Genomic DNA, 19,756 nt, shown 5'->3' with positions numbered 1-19,756 from the left:
CCGCCCCTCCCCCGCCGAGCCGGTCGGCGATCTCGGCGAACTCGGCCGCCTCCCGCTCGCTGTGCACCACGAACAGGTCGCAGCCGCTGCGGAACAGCCACGCCTTCTCCGTCGCGGGCACCGAGATGCCCGGCAGCCCGCTGACGAACACCGGCCGCGGCCGCAGCCCGGCGAGCACCTCTGACACCAGCACGTCCACCACGGGACCCGTGCAGGCCACGAGGATCACGTCGGGCCGCGTCCGCTCGGCCAGCCGCCGCACGGAGCGCGCCGACAGCACCGCCGGGGGTGCCTCCAGCCCGCTCGCACCGCCTCCGCCGAGCACGCCGCCGCTGACACGGCCGTGCGCGCTGCCGCTCGCGCCGCCGTGCACGCTGCCGTTCACGGCGGCGGCGATCTGCTCCGGCGAGGGCACGATCGGCGTGCGCACCACGACCAGCTCCGTCACGCAGCCCGCGGGCAGGTCGCCGAGCAGGCAGGCCGCCCATTTCAGATACGAGTCGGAGTCGGCGACCGCCAGCACTCTCACCCAGACACTCCAGTCAAATGTGATCGCAGGGCGGGGGCCGCCCTGCTGGTCCACCAGTCATCGGGAACGTCGACGGGCTCGACGGCGACACCGCGCGGGCTGAGCAGCACCCGCAGCGAGGTGATCGCGGTCGAGGGGAGGCTGAGCACGCGCTGGCCGGCGTCCAGGCCGCGCAGCGTCAGCTCGGCGGGGGCGCCGGCGTCGTGGACGGTGATCCCGGGGCGCTCCCGGATCAGCGCGACGTCCACGGGGTCCTCGCGGCGGTGCGGGTAGTAGGCCAGCGGCTCCCGCGACGCCAGCTCGGTCAGCCAGCGCAGGTAGCGGTCGCGGTGCACGAGGCCGTTGCGGACGAGCGAGGTGCCGAGGACGACCGTGCGCTCCGCGGGTCCCTCCGCGTTCGGCGGCTGGGCCCGCAGCCAGGCGAAGTCGTGGCGTACGAGGTCGACGCCCGCCGCGCGGACGGCCTCGGCCAGCTTGTCGCCGACGGGCAGCGCGGTGAAGACCGACACCTCGCTCATGCGCAGGCGCAGCGCGGCGGCCAGGCCCAGCGCGGAGCGCAGCCGGCCCGGCCGCGCGCGGGCCCGCAGGAGCGGCCGGTACGGCCCTTCGGCCAGCAGTTCGAGCAGCCGGATCGTGGCCAGCCCGTCGTCCACGATCACGACGCGGCCGGGCACGGAGACGAGCCAGCGCACCTGGACCCGGCCCGAGAAGGCGTCGCCGACGGCCTGCACGCGCCTGGGCATGCGCTCACGCGGCTCCGCCAGCTCCAGACCGCCGGGCAGCACGAAAGAGCCCAGCTCCCGCCGCGTCGCCGTCAGGGGCCGCAGCCCCGCGCGCGGTACGACGGCGGTCGCGGGACCGAGGAGCCCGGCATGGTGGGCCTCGATGGCGCACAGCATCTGGAGCGGGGACTCCACCCAGGCCGACGCCTGTTTGACCACTCCTTGCCCTCCCCGGGTGATGGCCTGTTCACGACCGCTTCAAGCTAGCCCGGCCGCCTTAAGCCGCCAGAAACGCTGCGTGAACAATGGAGGGTATGAACTCGCTCATGCTCAACACCGACGGCGTGCAGATCCCGCAACTGGGCTTCGGCGTCTGGCAGGTTCCCGCGGACGGCGCCGAGCAGGCCGTGTCGACCGCGCTTGAGGCCGGATACCGGCATATCGACACCGCCGCCGCCTATGGCAACGAAGAGGGCGTGGGGCGTGCCGTACGCGCCAGCGGGCTGCCGCGCGAGAAGGTGTTCGTCACCACCAAGCTGTGGAACGGCGACCACGGCCGCGCGGCGGAGGCCTTCGACGAGAGCCTCTCCCGGCTGGGGCTGGACTACATCGACCTGTTCCTCATCCATTGGCCGGTGCCGCAGCAGGACAAGTACGTGCAGGCGTGGAAGGCGATGGAAAAGATCTACCGTGACGGCCGGGTGAAGGCCATCGGCACGTCGAACTTCACCGTCCAGAGCCTCACCAGGCTCATGGAGGAGGGGGAGATCGCGCCGTCCATCAACCAGATCGAGCTGCACCCGTACCTGCAGCAGCGGGAGATGCGCGCCTTCCACGAGGCCAACGGCATTCTCACCGAGGCGTGGAGCCCGCTCGGCCAGGGCAAAGGGCTGCTCAGCGACCCGGCGCTGGCGGTGCTGTCGGACAAGTACGGCAAGACGCCCGCGCAGATCGTGCTCCGCTGGCACCTGCAGCTCGGCAACGTCGTGATCCCCAAGTCGGTGACCCCGTCGCGCATCGCCGAGAACATCGACGTGTTCGGCTTCATCCTGGACGCCGAGGACATGGCCGCCATCGGCGCGCTGAACAGGGGGGAGCGCATCGGGCCGGACCCCGACACGTTCAACATGACGTGATACGTCTACGCTCTCCCGCGTGCGGGATTTTGCGTGGGGAATAGCGGCTACGGGCGGTATCGCCCGAACGGTGGGCGCGGCCATTGCGGCGGAGCCCGGCATGCGGGTGGCCGCCGTCGGCTCCCGGAACCTGGGCCGGGCCCAGGCCCTGGCCGCCACGCTGGGCGCGGAATCGGCGTACGACTCCTATGAGCGGCTGTGCGCCGATCCGGCGGTGGACGCCGTCTATGTGGCCACCCCGCACGCCCAGCACCTCCAGGTGGCCGAGGCCGCCATCGCCGCGGGTAAAGCCGTGCTCTGCGAGAAGCCCCTGGCCGCGACCATGGACGACGCCGAGAAGATGGTGCGCCTGGCACGGGAGGCAGGCGTGTTCCTCATGGAAGCCATGTGGACGCGGTTCAACCCGCTCATCCGGCTCATCGCCGCCGATCCGCGCTTCGGCGAGATCCGCTCCGTGCAGGCCTCCTTCGGCTTCGCCGCCCCCTACGACCCGGCACACCGCCTGTGGGCGCCGGAGCTGGGCGGCGGAGCCCTCCTCGACCTGGGGATCTACCCGTTCGGCCTGGCCCAGCTACTGCTCGGCATGCCCTCGGAGCTGCGCGTCACCGGCTCTGTGGCGCCCAGCGGGGTGGACGCGGAGGCTGGCGGCGTCCTGCTCTACCCCGGCGGCGTAAAGGCCCTGGTGGAAGTCTCGTTGCTCGGGAATTACCCGAACGATGCCCGTGTTGTGGGTACCCGGATGCGGGCGGACATCCCGGCGCCGTTCTGGGCGCCGCGGCGGATCCTCCTCACCGGGCCCTCCATGGAGCCGGAAGAGCACGTGCTCGATCCGGCGGACAACGGATACGCCGGTGAGCTCCGCGAAGTCCGCGCCGCGACGGCCGAGGGCAGGACCGAATCCTCGATCATGCCACTTGACGAATCCCTTGCCATGATGGGGCTTCTGGCCGACGCTCGGCGGCAACTTCCCTAGCTGGGCTTTTATCCATTTGTAATCCTCTTGCCGCATGTATTACCTTATGTGGCATCTCGTGGCATACGTCCGGTTTGTCCGGCGATGTCCAAACCATCGCACGACGCATCACAGGAACGTCCTGTGACCGCTGAATCCGCCTTCGGGCGGAACCGGGGACCCAGTCCTTTGGGGTGAATCGGCACTTCGGTGCCGTAGGGCAGCTTCCACGCCCGAACCCGTCAGCTAACCCGGTAAGCGGCATGGAAGCAAGGAGTAACCCCCTCGATGGCGAAGCACCGTTTCACTGCTGCCCCGAAGATCATCGCACGCGCCGTTCTCGGCGCCACCATCGCCGCGTCGGCTCTCGGCGCACACACCCTGACGGCCAACGCCGACACCGCCACCGGCGCCGCCGCGGCCACCGCCGCCCGCCACCCCAACGCCGCCCTCGCCGCCCACAAGGCCGGCGCCAAGAGCGACAGGGTCGAGGAGACCAAGGTCAACGTCACCGCTGACCAGGTCCTCGCCTTCGCCAAGGCCCAGGTCGGCACCTCCGAGAACGCCGCCGGCGGCGGCACCAAGTTCCAGCAGTGGTACGCCGGTTCGCAGCGTGCCGCCGAGACCATCGCCCGTGACGGCGGAAGCCGGGCCGCGTACCTGAACGCCGCCTGGTGCTCGATGTTCGTCTCCTGGGTCGGCGAGCAGACCGGCGCCCGCCCGCAGGTCGGCTGGGACGCCTACACCGTCGCCCACGCCAAGTGGTTCAAGGCCAACCACCGCTTCGGCACCCTGGCCAAGCCCGGCGCCGTCGTCTTCTTCTCCTGGAGCGGCAGCAAGTCCATCAGCGACATCAACCACGTCGGGTTCGTCGTGAAGGACAACCAGGACGGCACCATCTCGACGATCGAAGGCAACACCGGCAACGGCAAGGTCGAAGAGCGCGTCCGTCCGAAGTCCCAGGTCGTGGGCTACGGCTATCCGCAGTACGCCGCCTGATCGGCCACCGGCAGGCTCCTTGCCTTCCATGAACGGCGAGCGCGCGTCCCACCCCGGACGCGCGCTCGCCGCGTTTCCCCCAAGCAGGCGCACTCGCCGCGTTTCCTTCGAAAGCCTCGCCCCCTCAGGCGAGGCCGCGGTCATTCCAGGAAGAAGGCCGCCAGGGCGCCGGCGACCGCGGCGGGGTCGTTCTCCATCGGGATGTGGCCCGCGGCGGGGACGCGGACCAGCGTGGTGGCGGGCATCTCGGCGGCGAAGCGCTCGGCGTGGCGCACCTCCTGGAAGGCGTCGTCCTCCCCCCACACCAGCAGCTTCGGCGTCAGGTCCCCCTTGAGCGCCGGGACGAGATCGAACGTGTAGCGGCTGTCGGCCGCGCCGGCCAGCGCCATCCACGAGCGGCAGACGCGCCGGTCGCGCCAGGGGTCGAGGTAATCGGCCAGCTCGTCCTCCGTGGCCGGGCGGGCCAGCGCCGCGGTGACGGCCGTACGGCGGGCGGCCAGCAGCTCCTCCGTCGTCGTCGCGGCCACCACGGCCGGGTCCCGGTAGCGGGCCACGCCAGGCACCGGCCAGGAGTCGTAGGTGACCGAGTTGACCAGCGCCAGCCGCCGCACGCCCGGCCCGTCACCACCCGCCAGCAGGTGCTGGGCCACCGCGCCGCCGATGTCGTGCCCGGCCACCGACAGCGGCTCGTCCGCACCGCCCGTCAGCGCATCGGCGAACCGCCGCACCCACGCGGCCAGCGCGGGAACGGTGGCCGTCTCCGCGGTCAGCTCACCCTCCGAGCGGCCCAGGCCCGGCAGGTCCACCGCGACCGGCCGCAGCCCCGCCGCCGCCAGGTCGTCGATCACCGGCAGCCAGACCCGGCTCCAGTAGGTGCCGTGCAGCAGCAGCAACAGAGGGCCCCGCTCACCGGCCGTGAGATAGCTCGTGGAAAGCCCGTCGACGTCGATCGTCATCCGTGTAGACATGGCATAACCATCGTGTCCTGATCACCCGGCGTCAAATACCAACTAGGGTATGACGGTATGACATTAGCGCAGCTCAGGGTGCTCGTCGCGGTGGCCGAGCACGGCGGCTTCACCGCCGCCGCCGACCACACCGGCATGTCGCAGCCCGCCGTCAGCCGCGCGATAGCGACGCTGGAGCGCGAGCTGGGGGCGGCGCTGTTCGTACGGCACCGCGACGGCATCGCGCTCACCGAGGCCGGCCGCCGCGCGCTCGACCGGGCCCGCGAGACGCTGCGGCACTTCGACCTCATCCGCCCCGACGTGGCGGCCGCCGCCGGGCAGATCACCGGCGAGCTGCGCCTGGCCAGCCTCCCCAGCGCGACGGGCACGCTCATCGCGCGGCTGCTGCGGTCCTACACCGACCGCTATCCGCAGGTGCGGGTACGCCTGTTCGAGGGCGCCGACGACGACATCCGCGCCTGGCTGCACCGCGGGGCCGCCGAGGTCGGCGTCATCACCCTGCCCGTGAAGGGGCCCGCGCCCGGCCTGTTCACCGTCCCGCTCAGCACCCACGACATGGTGGCCGTGCTCCCATCCGGCCACCCGCTCGCCGGCCAGGAGCTCATCCACCTCGCCGACCTGGCGGGACAGCCGTTCATCCTGACCACCGCGGGCTGCCGGCCGCTGATCATGACGGCGGCCGGCGCGGCCGGGGTGGAGCTCGACGTCGCCTTCGAGGCCGGCGGCCCGGCCGCCATCCTGGAGATGGTGGCCGCGGGCCTGGGCGTCAGCATCGTCCCCACCCTGGGCCTGCCCGCCGACCTCGGCAGCGCCGTCACCCGGCCGCTCGTGCCGAGGACGACCCGCTCGCTGGCGCTGGCCGTCCCGTCGCGGGAGGGCTGCGGCCCGGCGGCCGGCGCCTTCCTGGACCAGGCCGCCGCCTTTACGCTGTAGATTTCTCCGCTGCCGGCCCGGCGGCGTGGACCTCCGTGCGCAAGGGCACCTCCCGGATGAACCAGGCGGCGGCGAAGGCGATCGCCGCCAGGACCGCGGCCCCGATGAGCACGCCCCGCAGCCCGCCGCTGACCGCCTCGCCGACGACGGCGCGGACGGCCGGCGGCAGCGCGGACATCGACTCGGGTGTGAGCCCGCCGCCCCCCGCCAGCCGCCCGGCCTCCTCCGTGCCGAGGCCGGTGGCCAGGCCCGACTCCATGCGGCCGCTGTACAGGGCGCCGAGCAGGGCGATCCCGAGCGAGCCGCCGATGGTGCGCAGCAGCGTGACGGTGCCGCTGGCCGCGCCCAGGTCCCTGGGCTCGGCGCTGTTCAGCGTGAGGAGCATGGTGCTCTGCATGAGCAGCCCGATGCCCGCCCCGGCGACCACCGTGAGCGCCGAGGCGAGCCCCGTGCCCGTGCCGGTGTCCAGCCAGGTCAGCAGCAGCACGCCCGCCACGAGCACGCCGCCGCCGAGTATCGGGTAGACGCGGTAGCGGCCGTTCCTGCTGACGAGGCGGCCGGTCAGGAGCTGCGCCGCGAGCATGCCGAACATCAGCGGCAACAGCAGCATCCCGCCGGCCGTGGGCGACAGCCCCTGGACGAACTGCATGTACTGCGGCAGGTACGCCGTTACGGCCATCATGACCGCGCCCACCAGGAAGCTGACGACCTGCGCGAGCGTGAAGTTGCGGTCCCGGAACAGCCGGGGCGGGATGATCGGCTCCGCGGCCCGCCGCTCGACGCGGACGAAGGCGGCCAGGGCCACGACCGCGACCGCGGCCAGGCCGAGGATCTGCGGCGACGTCCACGCGTACGTGCCGCCGCCCCAGCTCGCCAGCAGCGTCAGCGCCAGGATGCCGGTGGTCAGCAGCACCGCCCCGAGATAGTCGATCCTGGCCTTGACCCGCTCGCCGACCGGCTTGATCCCCAGGCCCACGACGGCCAGCGCGAGCGCGCCGACCGGCACGTTCACGTAGAACGTCCAGCGCCAGCTCAGGTGGTCGGTGAGCAGGCCGCCGAGCAGCGGGCCGCCGACGAACGCGATCGGCATCATGGCGCCGACCATCGACTGCACCTTGCCGCTGTCACGGGGCGGCACGAGCATGCCGATGATCGACAGCGCGCCGACCATCAGCCCGCCCGCCCCGAGACCCTGCACCGCGCGGAACGCGATGAGCTGGCCGATGTCCTGCGACAGCCCGGCGAGCATCGATCCGGCCAGGAAGATCACGATCGAGGACATGAACATGCCCTTGCGGCCGTACAGGTCGCCCAGCTTGCCCCAGATGGGGGTGGTGGCCGCACCGGCGAGCAGGTACGCCGTCACGACCCAGGGCAGCAGGCTCAGCCCGCCCAGCTCGCCGGTGATCGTGGGCAGCGCGGTGCCCACGATGAGCCCGTCCAGCATGGCCAGGAACATGCCGAGCATCAGCCCGAACACCCCGGCGTACAGTGACCTGCTCATGGTCATGCCCCGTAGGGCCGGGCGGCCCTGGCCGAGCGCAGCGCGTGGCCCCACCAGGCGAGCTGGTCGAGCATGGCCTTGGCCGCCGCGTCGCCGCCGGGGTTCGGGGCGGTGCCGTCGGGGCCGATCTGGGCCCACGGCGCCTGCAGCCCCACCGCGTCGCGCACGGTGACGGCGTGCAGCTCGGCGAACACCAGGCGCAACTGCTCGACCGCCCGCAGCCCGGCCGAGAAGCCGCCATATCCCACGAACCCGACCGGCTTGGCGTGCCACTCGCGGCTGTGCCAGTCGATGGCGTTCTTCAGCGACGCGGGGAAGCTGCGGTTGTACTCCGGCGTCACGATGACGAACGCGTCGGCCGCCGCGAGCCTCGGGGACACCGCCGCCAGCTGCGCCACGGCCTCCTCCGAGACGGGCGGCTGCCCGAGGACCGGGAACACGGTCGGCAACGGGGTCTCCACCAGGTCGATGACGTCGGCCGTCATGTCCTGGCGCGCGTCCAGGTGGCCGCGGATCCAGCTCGCCACGGTCGGGCCGAAGCGGCCGTCCCTGATGCTCCCGAGCAGGACGGCGACGCGCAACGGGGTCTCCACGATGGGACCTTCCTTCATGTGTACAACGTATTTTCCGAAGACAACGTACACAGCGATGTGTACGTTGTCTACCGCTGATACCTTGTACACGAGTGCCGCGTAGAAAGGCGATCATGGCTGACCAGAAGGACGAAGCCCCGCTGTGGGAGCGGCTCGAACGTCCCGCCCCCGCGCCCCGGCAGACGCTGTCACCGCAGCGGATCGCCACCGTGGCGGTCGCGGTCGCGGACGCCGAGGGGCTCGACGCCGTCACCATGCGGCGGCTGGCCACCGAGCTGGGCGTCGCCCCGATGGCCGCCTACCGCCACGTGTCGGGCAAGGACGACCTGCTGGAGCTGATGGTCGACCACGTCTATCGCGAGCTGGAGCTGCCCGGCGACACGGCGGGCTGGCGGGAGGCGCTGCGCGCGATCGCCGTGCGCACGCGCGAGCTGATGCTCAGCCATCTCTGGCTGGCCCAGCTCCCGCCGAGCGCGGTGCTCGCGCTGACGCCCAGCCGCACGGCGGTGTCCGAACGCGCGCTGCGGGCGGTGAGCGAGCTGGGGCTGGACGCCGACACGATGATGGCCGTGGCCACCACGGTCAACTCCTACACCCACGGCGTCACCAGCGCCGAGATAGCGATGCGGCAGCTCATGGCCGGCCAGGGGTGGTCCGACGAGCGGCAGGTGTACACGAGCCTGGCCCCCCAGCTCCGCTACCTGCTCGACACCGGCCGCTATCCGACGTTCCGGCGCTACATCTACGAGGGCGCGCGCAAGAACGACCCGGCGTGGCAGTTCGAGACCGGGCTGGACTACGTGCTCGACGGGATCGCCTCGCGGCTTTTCCCCGAATAGATTGCGGCCGACGTGTCGATCCGCCGCCCGGTCGTTCGACGCGTCATCGAGACGGCCGGCACGACCGGCGGGAACGAGAGGGAGACGACTCCATGAAGTTCATGATCGTGGGCAAGGCCAACGCGGAGACCGAGGCGGGGGCGCTGCCCAGCCAGGAGCTCGTCGACAACATGCACGCCTACAACGAGTCGCTGACCAGGGCGGGGGTGCTGCTGGCCGGTGAGGGGCTCTACCCGAGCTCGCACGGGGCCCAGATCGCCTACAGCGGCGGCAAGGCGAGCGTGATCGACGGGCCGTTCGCCGAGGCCAAGGAGCTCATCGCCGGGTTCTGGCTGATCCAGGTCAAGTCGCGGGAGGAGGCCATCGAGTGGGCCCTGCGCGTTCCGGTGCCGCCGGGGCACGACGGGATCGGGCTGGACGTGTGGCGGGTGTTCGACGCGTCGGACGTACCGGACGAGTCCCTGCCGGCGCAGGAGCGCGAGCGCGAGGAGGCGCTGCGCCGCCGGCTCCGCGCCGACGACCCGCCGGCGTGACCCGACCGCAGGGGCCGCAGGGGCCGCAGGGGCCGCGGTAGCCGCAGGGCCGGTGGGTTGCGGTCGCCCGGCCTTGGTCAGGCGGGTTGCGGTCGCCGGGCCGTGGCTGGTCTCATGGGCCGGTGATGGCATCTTCCGACACGCATCGCGCGATCGAAGCGGTATGGCGGATCGAGGCGGCCCGGCTCATCGCCGGGCTCGCCCGGCTGGTGCGCGACGTCGGCCTGGCGGAGGAGCTGGCCCAGGACGCGCTGGTCGCCGCGCTGGAGCAGTGGCCGGAATCCGGCGTCCCGCGCAACCCGGGCGCCTGGCTGATGACCGTGTCGAAGCGCCGCGCCATCGACCTGATCCGCAGGAACGAGCGCCTCGAACGCAACCTGATCGAGCTGGGCCACCGCCTCGGCACGGAGGAGGAGGAGCCGCCGGAGGCCGGGGAGATCGAGGACGACCTGCTGCGGCTGGTGTTCACCGCCTGCCATCCCGCGCTGTCGGTGGAGGGCCGGGTGGCGATGACGCTGCGGGTGCTCGGCGGCCTGTCCACGGACGAGATCGCGCGGGCGTTCCTGGTGCCGGAGCCCACGGTCGCGCAGCGCATCGTGCGCGCCAAGCGCACCCTGGCCGACAAGCGGATCCCGTTCGAGGTGCCGCAGGCGAGCGAGCTGGCCGGGCGGCTGGCCTCCGTGCTCGAGGTCATCTATCTGATCTTCAACGAGGGCTACTCGGCCACCGCCGGAGACGACTGGATGCGGCCCGCCCTGTGCGAGGACGCGCTGCGCCTGGGCCGCGTGCTGGCGGGCCTGATGCCCAAGGAGCCCGAGGTGCACGGCCTGGTCGCGCTCATGGAGATCCAGGCCTCCCGCTCGGCAGCCCGCGTCGGCCCGTCGGGCGAGCCGATCCTGCTCCTGGAGCAGAACAGAGCCCGCTGGGACCGCCTGCTCATCCGGCGCGGGCTGGCCGCCCTCGACCGGGCGGAGGAGCTCGGGGGCGCGCACGGGCCGTACGCGCTGCAGGCCGCCATCGCCGCCTGCCACGCCCGCGCCCTCACCCCCGAGGACACCGACTGGGTACGCATCGCGCACCTGTACGAAGCGCTGGCCAAGCTGTCGCGCTCCCCCGTGGTCGAGCTCAACCGCGCGGTGGCCCTCGCCATGGCCTACGGACCCGCCGTGGGGCTCGGCCTGCTGGACCAGATCGCGGGCGAGCCGTCGCTGAAGGACTACCACCTGCTGCCGAGCGTGCGGGGCGACCTGCTGTTCAAGCTGGGGCGGACCGAGGAGGCGCGGGCCGAGTTCGAGCGGGCGGCCGCGATGACCCGCAACGCCAGGGAGCGCGCCCTCCTGGAGGAACGCGCCGCCGCCTGCTGACCCTCAGCCCCGATGACGCGCCTGACTCGGCGCCCCTCAACCCCGGTGACGCGCCCGACTCGACGATCACCGGCCGGTGAGGCGCCGGTCCGGTGATCCGCGCCCGCCGCCACCCCCGACGACGGCGGGCGGGGCGGTCATGGCCGGCCGACGCTGAGATAGGTGAAGCCGAGGGCCCGCATGCCGGCCGGATCCAGCAGATTGCGCCCGTCGAAGAGCACCGGCCGCCGCATCACCGAAGCGGCCCGCGCCCAGTCGACCTCCTTGAGCTGCGGCCACTCCGTGACCACGATCGCCGCGTCGGCGCCGTCGACCGCCAGCTCGGGGGTCTCGTAGCGGGTGGTGGACGTCCACGGCTCGCTGTCGGCCGGGCGAGCCATCGGGTCCCAGCAGCGGACCTCGGCCCCCTCCGCCAGCAGCCGGGCGGCCAGCACCGTGCTCGGCGCCTCCCGCATGTCGTCCGTGCCCGGCTTGAACGTCAGCCCGAGCAGCGCCACCCGCGTGCCGGCCAGCGTGCCGAGCTCGTCCTTGAGCTTCTGGATGGCCCTGCGCTTCTGCAGGTTGTTGACCTCGATCACGGCCGACAGGAGCTGCAGGTGGTAGCCGGTGTTGTTGGCGAGCTGCCGCAGCGCCTCGGAGTCCTTCGGGAAGCAGGAGCCGCCCCAGCCGATGCCCGGACGCAGGAAGTGGCTGCCCAGCCGGTGGTCCAGGCCGACGGCGCGGGCGACCTCCTCGACGTCGGCGCCGGTCTTCTCGCACAGGGTGGCGATCTCGTTGATGAAGCTGATCTTCGTGGCGAGCAGGGCGTTCGAGGCCAGCTTGACCATCTCGGCGGAGCGCACGTCCATCACGACGATCGGCCCGTCCACGCCCTGGTGCAGCTCCGAGATCAGCCCGGCGGTGGCCTCGTCGGACGCGCCGACCACGATGCGGTCGGGGTGCATGAAGTCGCCGACCGCCGTGCCCTCGGCGGTGAACTCGGGGTTGGAGGCGTATCCGACGTGGGCGAGGCCGGCGGCGTCCAGCGCGGCGCGCACGCGGCTGCCGGTGCCCACCGGCACGGTCGACTTCACCGCGACCGCCCGCAGGTGCGCCGCCCCTTCCAGCGACCGCACCACCGACCAGACCCGCGAGAGGTCCGCGTCGCCGGAGGCGGAGGGCGGGGTGTCCACGCACACGTACGCGATCTCCGCGCCGTCCAGGGCCTCGTCGAGGTCGAGGGTGAACGTCAGGCGCTCCTTGTTGCGCACGATCATGTCGCCCAGCCCCGGCTCGTAGATCGGCACCTCGCCGGAGCGCAGCAGCCTGATCTTCTCCGGGTTGATGTCACGGACCGTCACCTCGTGCCCGAGCTCGGCCAGGCAGGCACCGGTCACCAGCCCGATGTATCCGGCGCCGAACACAGCGACCCGCCGTCGCGGCATGCCAACCATGGACCATCCATTCTCACGCGGCCGGACCCCGAGTCGGCCCGCCGCCTGACGAAGTGTGTGCCGAAGCACGTGAAGGATGCCCACCTTAACCCGCCCTGCCGAGCCCTCTGTCGCGCCAGGTCACCCTTCGGCATCGCCCCAGGCCGGCGCCCTGCTCCCGGACGTCGGGCCCGCCCCCGGAGCCCCGCGTCACGGCCGGCCCGCACCACGCCTCAAGCCGGGCCGCCTCACGCCCCGGCCACGCGTGAGCGCCGGCGCCGCGTCAGGCCCCGCGACCAGATGTCGCCCAACCTACTGCACATCCGATCCCGATCACGTCCAGGGTCTCGGCACGGTTGGGTCACGGGCATCGAGCGCCGGTGATGCGCCCACCCGGGTCACGGCGATGCGCGCACCCTGACCACGGCGATGCGCGCACCCTGACCACGGTGATGCGCCCACCGTGACAGGGGGCGCAACCGGGAGAAAGTGCCCAGCGTGCGGGCGACATGCCCTTGATGCGACACAAAAGATGTCTCTTGTGGTGGGAGCGCTCCCAATCAGGTCTTTGAGAGGTATGTTACGAAAAATCCCGTTCAACTGTGCCAAATCGCACCATTGGTAACGGTTACGTTTCGGTGGATTGACGTGCTCACCCGCTAAGTGCACCCTTTGTGGGAGCGCTCCCAAAGACTCCCACCGCGGCGGAGCGCGTGCCGCGGTGCACCTCCCCAACATTCACCCGAGAAGGGGTCCACCATGATGATCAGCAAGCGTCGCGGCGGTCTTGCCGCGGCCTCGGCCCTGGCCGCGGCGGCGCTGACCGTCGCCTCGTGCGGTTCCGGCGGCACGCCGGAGGCGTCCAGCGCTCCCGCTTCCTCGGCCGCGGCCGAGCCGGTCACGATCCGCGTGCAGACCTTCGGCGGCGGCACGAACTTCGGTTACAAGAACGCCATCACGAAGTGGAACGCGGAGCACAAGGACATTCAGATCAAGGAGGAGCACCTCACCGACCAGTTCGAGCAGCAGTACTGGCCGCAGATGATCCAGTGGCTGCAGGCCGGCAACGGCGCGGGCGACGTGGTCGGCATCGACGAGGGCGGCATGGGCCTGGCCAAGGCGCACCCCGAGTGGTGGGCCGACCTCAAGGAGCAGGGCCTGGAGTCCCGCAAGGCCGACTTCCCCGCGTGGAAGTGGGAGAACGGCGTCACGGCCGACGGCAAGCTGTTCGGCCTCGGCACCGACATCGGCGGCATGAGCCTCTGCTACCGGACCGACTTGTTCAAGAAGGCCGGCCTGCCGACGGACCGGGAGAAGGTCAGCGCACTCTGGCCGACCTGGGACGAGTTCATGAACGTCGGCAAGACGTTCCAGTCGAAGGTGAAGGACACCAAGTTCGCCGACGGCACCAACACCCTCTACCAGGTGGTCCTGTACCAGGAGGCGGCCAAGAACGGCAACGTCACCTACTTCGACAAGGACAACAACCTCATCGTCGACAAGAACCCGGCGGTGAAGGCGGGCTTCGACTTCGCCACGAAGATGAGCCAGCAGGGCCTGACCGCCAAGCTGCGCAACTTCACCGACGAGTGGGCGGCGGGCACCCAGAAGGGCGCGTTCGCCACGGTCGGCTGCCCGTCCTGGATGCTCGGCGTGGTCAGCGGCAACGCGGGCGACGGCGGCAAGGGCAAGTGGGACGTGGCGTCGGTGCCCGGCGGCGGCGGCAACTGGGGCGGCTCCTGGCTGGCCGTGCCCAAGCAGAGCAAGCACCCGAAGGAAGCGGCGATGGTGGCCGACTACCTGACGAGCGCGCAGACCGAGGCGAGCATCTTCACGGACTTCGGCAACATGCCGAGCAACACGAAGTCGCAGGCGGACCCCGCCGTGCAGGGCGCGAAGAACGAGTTCTTCAACAACGCCCCCATCGGTGAGATCTTCGCCAAGTCCGCTTCGAGCCTCCAGCCGGTCTTCCTCGGCGTGAAGCACGCCCAGGTCAAGAACGCCATCGAGTCCGTCATCCAGGGCATGGACGACGGTTCCGTCGCCTACGACAAGGCCTGGCAGCAGCTGGTGGACGACGCGGTGAAGGCCGCGGGCTGACTCCCCCGCCCGGCCCGCCGAGCGCGGGCCGGGCTCGTTGCCGCTGAAAGGTCTGTTATGAGCCTCGACACCCTTCCGCGGGCGGTGCGCAACAACCATCGCCGCGCCCGCCCGCCCGGCCGCCGCTGGCGTTCCAAACTGGACGTCAAGGCGATGCCGTATGCCCTGGTGTCCCCGTACTTCCTGCTGTTCGCCGCCTTCGGTCTCTTCCCGCTGGCCTTCACCCTGTACTACTCGCTCTACGACTACGACCTGGCCGGCACCACCGAGTGGACCGGACTGGGCAACTACGCCGCGCTGCTGGCCGACGAGGACTTCTGGAACGCCGTGACCAACACGGTGGGCATGTTCATCCTCGCCACCGTCCCGCAGATGCTGCTCGCGCTGTTCCTGGCCAACGCGCTGAACAAGCGATTCAAGCTCCGCCTGGCGATCCGGATGAGCGTCCTGCTGCCGCTCGTCACGTCGGTGGTGGCGGTCGCGGTGGTGTTCACGCAGCTCTACGCCCGCGACTGGGGTCTGGTCAACTGGATCCTGAGCTGGTTCGGCGTGGACGCGACGAACTGGCGGGCCGAGCGCATCCCCTCGTGGATCGCCATCGCCACCATGGTCGACTGGCGCTGGACCGGCTACAACGCGATCATCTTCCTGGCCGGCATGCAGACGATCCCGAAGGACCTGTACGAGGCCGCGGCGATCGACGGCGCCTCGCGGCGCAGGCAGTTCTGGCAGATCACGCTGCCGATGCTGCGCCCGACCATGATCTTCGTGGTGCTCAACTCCACGATCGGCGGCCTGACGCTGTTCTCCGAGCCGACCACGTTCTACAACGGCAACGTCGACGGCGGGTCGCAGGGACAGTTCCAGACGGTGGCCATGTTCATCGTCAAGCAGGGCTTCCGCGAGTTCGACTACGGCTACGCCGCCGCGGCCGCCTGGCTGCTGTTCCTGCTGATCCTCATCGGAGCGGCCATCAACTTCCTGTTCGTGCGCAGGATCGGGGGCACGAAATGACCAACTGGTCACCGACCATCATGACCCGGGTCATGCTCGGCCTGGCCGTCCTCGTGTCGGCATTCCCGTTGTACTGGATGCTGGTCATCGCCTCGCGCACCAACGCGGACGCGGTGTCGGTGCCTCCGGCGTTCCTGCCGGGCGGCAATCTGGGCGACAACATCGTCGCGGTGCTGAACAACGAGGACGCGCACTTCCTGCTCGGCCTGACGAACTCGTTCATCGTGGCGAGCGTCGTCACGGTCTCCGTCGTCGTCATCTCGACGCTGGCCGGGTTCGCCTTCGCGAACCTGAACTTCAAGGGCCGCAATGTGCTGCTGGTCCTGGTGCTGCTGACGATGGCGGTGCCGCTGCAGCAGATGGGCGTCGTGCCGCTCTACCGGCTCATGGTGAGCCTGGAGTGGACCGGCACGCTCACGGCGGTCATCCTCCCCTACCTGCTCAACGGGTTCGGGGTGTTCCTGATGACGCAGTACACGCGGCAGGCCGTTCCCATGGAGCTGGTCGAGGCCGCCCGGGTGGACGGCGCCGCCACGCTGCGGATCTGGTGGAACGTCGTGCTGCCCGCCGTACGGCCCGGAATGGCCGTGCTCGGCATCAACACCTTCATGCTCATGTGGAACGACTTCATGTGGCCGCTGATCGTGCTGACCCCGGACAACCCGACCGTGCAGATCGCGATCACCCAGCTCAACGCCAGGTTCTCCACGAACTACACGTTGATCTTCGCAGGGACCGCGTTGTCCATCATTCCGCTCATCGCAGTATTCGTCGCATTCGGCCGCCAGATCGTCGGCGGTCTCATGGAAGGTGCGGTCAAGGCGTGACGACACAAGAGGAACAGACGCGTTCCGGCCTGCGCTTCCCCACTGGCTTCGCGTTCGGCGCCGCGACGTCGGCGTACCAGATCGAAGGAGCCGTCTCCGAGGACGGGCGCGGTGTCTCCATCTGGGACACCTTCACCAAGACCCCCGGCAGGGTGCTCAACGGGCACCACGGCGACGTGGCCATGGACCACTACCACCGCTACCGGGAAGACGTCGCCATCATGGCGGAGCTGGGCCTGACGGCCTACCGCTTCTCCGTCTCCTGGCCCCGTATCCAGCCCACGGGCTCCGGCCAGATCAACCACAAGGGCCTGGACTTCTACAAGCGGCTCGCCGACGAGCTGCGCGGCCACTCCATCGACCCCTGGCTGACCCTCTACCACTGGGACCTGCCTCAGGCGCTGGAGGACCAGGGCGGCTGGCCCAACCGTGACACGGCCTACCGCTTCGCCGAGTACGCGGCGGCCGTCCACGACGCGCTGAAGGACCACGTGCACACCTTCAGCACCGTCAACGAGCCGTGGTGCGCCGCGTTCCTCGGCTACGCCTCGGGCGAGCACGCCCCGGGCCGGCGCGAGCCGCAGAACGCGATCAGGGGCGCGCATCACCTCAACCTGGCGCACGGCCTGGCCGTGCAGGCGATGGACGCCAGACGGGTCGGCGGCTGCGTGAACCTGTACGCGGTCACCCCCGCCACCGACAGCGCGCGGGACCTGGACGCGGCCCGGCGGATCGACGGCCTGCAGAACAGGTTCTTCCTCGACGCGCTGCTGACCGGACGCTATCCGGAGGACGTGCTCAACGACCTGCCGGTGGAGGTGGACTTCATCGAGCCGGGCGACATGAAGACCATCAACGCCCCCATCGACGTGCTGCTCGTCAACTACTACAGCCGCTTCACGGTCTCGGGAGCACCAGGCGGCAAGGCGTCGGCGGCGGCCGCCCCCACGGACTCGGCCTCTCCGTGGGTGGGCAGCGAGCACGTGTCGTTCGTCAACGGCGGCCGGCCCGTCACCGCGATGGGCTGGGAGATCGACGAGAGCGGCCTGGTGGAGATCCTCACCAGGGTGGCGCGGGACTACCCGCCGATCCCGATGGTGGTCTCGGAGAACGGCGCCGCCTTCGACGACGTGCTCGTCGACGGGCGGATCCACGACCGCGAGCGGCAGGCGTACGTCGAGGCGCACCTCGGCGCGTGCAAGGAGGCCATCGAGGCGGGCGTGCCGCTCGAAGGCTATTTCGCCTGGTCACTCATGGACAACTTCGAGTGGGCCTGGGGTTACGGCAAGCGGTTCGGCCTGGTTCATGTCGACTTCGAGACACAGGAACGGCTGCTCAAGGACAGCGCGCTCTGGTACTCGGAGATCATCCGGCAGAATAGGCGCCATGAACCGACCGACTCTTGAGGCAGTCGCTGCTCGGGCCGGTGTAGGCCGGGGCACGGTGTCGAGAGTCATCAACGGCTCGCCGAACGTCAGTGCCAGGGCCCGCGAGGCTGTCGAGCTGGCAATTCGCGAGCTGGGCTACGTGCCCAACCGTGCGGCGCGCGCACTTGTCACGCGCCGCACGGACACGGTCGCGCTGGTGGTGTCGGAGTCGCAGTTCCGCGTCTTCGACGAGCCGTACTTCGCGGGCACCATCCGCGGGATCGGCTCGGCGCTGGCGGAGACCGGCCTGCAGCTCATCCTCGCGATGGCCCGCTCGCCGGAAGAACACGAGCGGCTCGAGCACTACCTGACAGGGCAGCACGTCGACGGCGTGCTGCTGCTGTCGCTGCACGGCGCCGACCCGCTGCCGGGCAGACTTGAGGAGATGGGCGTGCCGACCGTGCTCGGTGGCCGGCCCGTCGGCCTCGACCCCTACAGCTACGTGGACATGGACAACAGGGCGGGCGCCCGGCAGGCGGTCAAGCATCTGCTGGGCCTCGGCCGCACCGGGATCGCGACGATCGCGGGCTCCCAGGACATGGGCGTGGGCGTGGACCGGTTGTCCGGCTACCGCGACGCGCTGCTGCTCTCGGGCCTGCCCGAGCTGGTGGCCTACGGTGACTTCTCGGAGCACAGCGGCGCGGCGGCGATGTCGGAGCTGCTGGCGGCGCATCCCGATCTCGACGCGGTCTTCGCCGCGTCCGACCCGATGGCGCTGGGCGCGATGCGCGTGCTCAAGGCCGCGGGGCGGGCGATCCCCGGCGACGTGGCCGTGATCGGGTTCGACGACTCCAAGGCCGCGCTGCACGCCGACCCGCCGCTGACCACCGTCCACCAGCCCACCGAGGCCATGGGCCGGCAGATGGCACAGCTCCTGGTGGCTCGCATCAACGGCGAGGAGCTGCGCCAGCCCGTCGTGATCCTCGACACCCACCTCGTGCGCAGAGAATCCGCCTGACCTGGCGTTACCTGGCTTTACCATCCCCCGGCAGCCCCGCGGCAGCCGATCCCCCGCACTCGTCCACAGCGGCTTCACGAAAGGACCCTGGCGTGCCCCAGCTCGCCGCAGGCGGCTACGCCGCGCAGATCAGCCGGCGCGGCGCCGCGCTCAGGATGCTCAGGCACGGCCCGCGCGACCTGGTCACCACCTGGCCCGAGGAGGGCCCGGTCCCTTACTACGCGGGCACGATCCTCGCTCCGTGGCCCAACCGGGTGGCCGGGGCCCGCTACACGTTCGACGGGCAGGTCCACGAGCTGCCGGTGAACGAGCCCGATCGCGGCCACGCGCTGCACGGGCTGGTCTCCGGCGTCGACTGGGAGGTCGCCGAGGTGCTGTCGGCCGAGGACGACCACGCCTTCGCCCGGCTCACGCACGCGATCGTCCCGGCCGCCGGCTACCCGTTCTCGCTGGCGCTGCAGGTGGTGCACCGGCTCGACGCCGGCGGGCTGACCACCACGGTCACCGCCCGCAACACCGGCGACCGGGCGGCCCCCTACGGCTGCGGCCCCCACCCGTGGCTGCTCGGCGACGAGCTGCACCTGAGCGCCGCCCAGGTCCTGGAGACCGACGAGCGGCTGCTGCCCGGGACGCTGTCGGCCGTGCCGGGCTCGCGCTTCGACTTCGGCGAGCCGCGTGAGCCGGACGGCACCGTGATCGACAACGCCTTCACCGGGCTGGCCCGCGGCGAGGTCCGGGTGGGCGGGGTGCGCATGACGTGGGATCCCCGGGTGCTGCCGTGGGTGCAGGTCTGCACCAGCCGTCAGCTCGGTTACGAGGGCGTGGCGGTGGAGCCGATGACGTGCCCGCCCGACGCATTCAACTCCGGCACCGACCTGGTCGTCCTGCGGCCGGGCGACGAGCACGTGGCAAGCTGGACGATCAGCGCCGTCTGACACCAGAGAGG

At 71.0% G+C, this 19,756-nt stretch carries 19 protein-coding genes and 1 riboswitch; of the genes, 13 read left to right on the top strand and 6 right to left on the bottom strand.

The features are described from left to right. Positions 1-529: DUF6716 putative glycosyltransferase (locus tag ETD85_RS27105; protein WP_338087178.1), on the bottom strand; the 529-nt coding region annotated here is incomplete at its 3' end. Further along, positions 526-1,470: a hypothetical protein gene (locus ETD85_RS27100; protein WP_138692593.1), complete on the bottom strand. Its 945-nt coding sequence runs from the start codon at positions 1,468-1,470 to the stop codon at positions 526-528. The genes ETD85_RS27100 and ETD85_RS27105, both read right to left, overlap by 4 nt. A 95-nt stretch (positions 1,471-1,565) precedes the next feature. Here ETD85_RS27100 and ETD85_RS27095 point away from each other — a divergent pair, with 95 nt between their 5' ends. The 3 genes from ETD85_RS27095 to ETD85_RS27085 all read left to right on the top strand — a co-directional run bounded on the left by ETD85_RS27095 (position 1,566) and on the right by ETD85_RS27085 (position 4,338). After that, positions 1,566-2,387: an aldo/keto reductase gene (locus ETD85_RS27095; protein WP_170246856.1), complete on the top strand. Its 822-nt coding sequence runs from the start codon at positions 1,566-1,568 to the stop codon at positions 2,385-2,387. A gap of 19 nt (positions 2,388-2,406) precedes the next feature. Then, the gene (locus tag ETD85_RS27090) at positions 2,407-3,360 is read left to right on the top strand and encodes a Gfo/Idh/MocA family protein (RefSeq protein ID WP_170246855.1); all 954 of its coding nucleotides are present in this window, start codon (positions 2,407-2,409) and stop codon (positions 3,358-3,360) included. A gap of 118 nt (positions 3,361-3,478) precedes the next feature. Further along, positions 3,479-3,615, top strand: a riboswitch (cyclic di-AMP (ydaO/yuaA leader). 12 nt (positions 3,616-3,627) lie between these two features. Beyond that, positions 3,628-4,338, top strand: coding sequence for a CHAP domain-containing protein (locus tag ETD85_RS27085; RefSeq protein ID WP_138692591.1), 711 nt, complete (start codon positions 3,628-3,630; stop codon positions 4,336-4,338). A gap of 140 nt (positions 4,339-4,478) precedes the next feature. Here ETD85_RS27085 and ETD85_RS27080 read toward each other — a convergent pair whose 3' ends face one another. Then, a complete protein-coding gene (locus ETD85_RS27080) occupies positions 4,479-5,306 on the bottom strand; it encodes an alpha/beta fold hydrolase (protein WP_240779448.1) in 828 nt (275 codons plus the stop codon). Positions 5,307-5,363: 57 nt separating this feature from the next. Between ETD85_RS27080 and ETD85_RS27075 the strand changes: the two genes are divergently transcribed. Then, positions 5,364-6,239, top strand: a complete 876-nt coding sequence (locus ETD85_RS27075; RefSeq protein ID WP_138692590.1) for a LysR family transcriptional regulator — start codon at positions 5,364-5,366, stop codon at positions 6,237-6,239. Here the strand turns inward: ETD85_RS27075 and ETD85_RS27070 are convergent. Further along, positions 6,229-7,743 carry an MDR family MFS transporter gene (locus ETD85_RS27070; RefSeq protein WP_240779447.1) on the bottom strand — a complete coding sequence of 505 codons (1,515 nt, stop codon included), beginning with the start codon at positions 7,741-7,743 and terminating at the stop codon, positions 6,229-6,231. The genes ETD85_RS27075 and ETD85_RS27070 overlap by 11 nt on opposite strands. A gap of 2 nt (positions 7,744-7,745) precedes the next feature. Beyond that, positions 7,746-8,354, bottom strand: a complete 609-nt coding sequence (locus ETD85_RS27065; RefSeq protein ID WP_138692589.1) for an NADPH-dependent FMN reductase — start codon at positions 8,352-8,354, stop codon at positions 7,746-7,748. A gap of 95 nt (positions 8,355-8,449) precedes the next feature. Between ETD85_RS27065 and ETD85_RS27060 the strand changes: the two genes are divergently transcribed. From ETD85_RS27060 to ETD85_RS27050, 3 genes are all read left to right on the top strand, one after another. Then, on the top strand, positions 8,450-9,175 hold the full coding sequence (locus tag ETD85_RS27060; RefSeq protein ID WP_138692588.1) for a TetR/AcrR family transcriptional regulator: 726 nt from the start codon (positions 8,450-8,452) through the stop codon (positions 9,173-9,175). Between the two features lie 92 nt (positions 9,176-9,267). Next, the gene (locus ETD85_RS27055; RefSeq protein WP_138692587.1) at positions 9,268-9,708 is read left to right on the top strand and encodes a YciI family protein; all 441 of its coding nucleotides are present in this window, start codon (positions 9,268-9,270) and stop codon (positions 9,706-9,708) included. 125 nt (positions 9,709-9,833) lie between these two features. Beyond that, positions 9,834-11,072: an RNA polymerase sigma factor gene (locus ETD85_RS27050; protein ID WP_206058609.1), complete on the top strand. Its 1,239-nt coding sequence runs from the start codon at positions 9,834-9,836 to the stop codon at positions 11,070-11,072. 137 nt (positions 11,073-11,209) lie between these two features. Here ETD85_RS27050 and ETD85_RS27045 read toward each other — a convergent pair whose 3' ends face one another. Next, on the bottom strand, positions 11,210-12,505 hold the full coding sequence (locus ETD85_RS27045; RefSeq protein WP_138692585.1) for a UDP-glucose dehydrogenase family protein: 1,296 nt from the start codon (positions 12,503-12,505) through the stop codon (positions 11,210-11,212). A 738-nt stretch (positions 12,506-13,243) separates the two neighbouring features. On the opposite strand from ETD85_RS27045, the gene ETD85_RS27040 reads away from it, so the two are divergent. The 6 genes from ETD85_RS27040 (at position 13,244) to ETD85_RS27015 (ending at position 19,745) form a co-directional block, all read left to right on the top strand. Continuing rightward, positions 13,244-14,584, top strand: a complete 1,341-nt coding sequence (locus ETD85_RS27040; RefSeq protein WP_138692584.1) for an ABC transporter substrate-binding protein — start codon at positions 13,244-13,246, stop codon at positions 14,582-14,584. A 57-nt stretch (positions 14,585-14,641) separates the two neighbouring features. Continuing rightward, a complete protein-coding gene (locus tag ETD85_RS27035; RefSeq protein ID WP_138692583.1) occupies positions 14,642-15,598 on the top strand; it encodes a carbohydrate ABC transporter permease in 957 nt (318 codons plus the stop codon). Beyond that, complete coding sequence (locus ETD85_RS27030) at positions 15,595-16,425, top strand: carbohydrate ABC transporter permease (protein ID WP_138692582.1); 831 nt, start codon at positions 15,595-15,597, stop codon at positions 16,423-16,425. The genes ETD85_RS27035 and ETD85_RS27030 overlap by 4 nt, the downstream gene beginning before the upstream one ends. Further along, positions 16,422-17,831: a GH1 family beta-glucosidase gene (locus ETD85_RS27025; RefSeq protein WP_138692581.1), complete on the top strand. Its 1,410-nt coding sequence runs from the start codon at positions 16,422-16,424 to the stop codon at positions 17,829-17,831. The genes ETD85_RS27030 and ETD85_RS27025 overlap by 4 nt, the downstream gene beginning before the upstream one ends. Next, the gene (locus ETD85_RS27020; protein WP_138692580.1) at positions 17,812-18,810 is read left to right on the top strand and encodes a LacI family DNA-binding transcriptional regulator; all 999 of its coding nucleotides are present in this window, start codon (positions 17,812-17,814) and stop codon (positions 18,808-18,810) included. Before ETD85_RS27025 ends, ETD85_RS27020 begins: the two co-directional genes overlap by 20 nt. A gap of 92 nt (positions 18,811-18,902) precedes the next feature. After that, positions 18,903-19,745, top strand: coding sequence for an aldose 1-epimerase family protein (locus ETD85_RS27015; RefSeq protein ID WP_138692579.1), 843 nt, complete (start codon positions 18,903-18,905; stop codon positions 19,743-19,745). Positions 19,746-19,756: the final 11 nt, after the last annotated feature.

The sequence above is a fragment of the Nonomuraea zeae genome, assembly GCF_005889725.1.
In the GTDB taxonomy this organism is placed as follows: domain Bacteria; phylum Actinomycetota; class Actinomycetes; order Streptosporangiales; family Streptosporangiaceae; genus Nonomuraea; species Nonomuraea zeae.
Note: the sequence above shows the minus strand (reverse complement) of the source record. Positions and strands in the feature narration are given on the sequence as shown.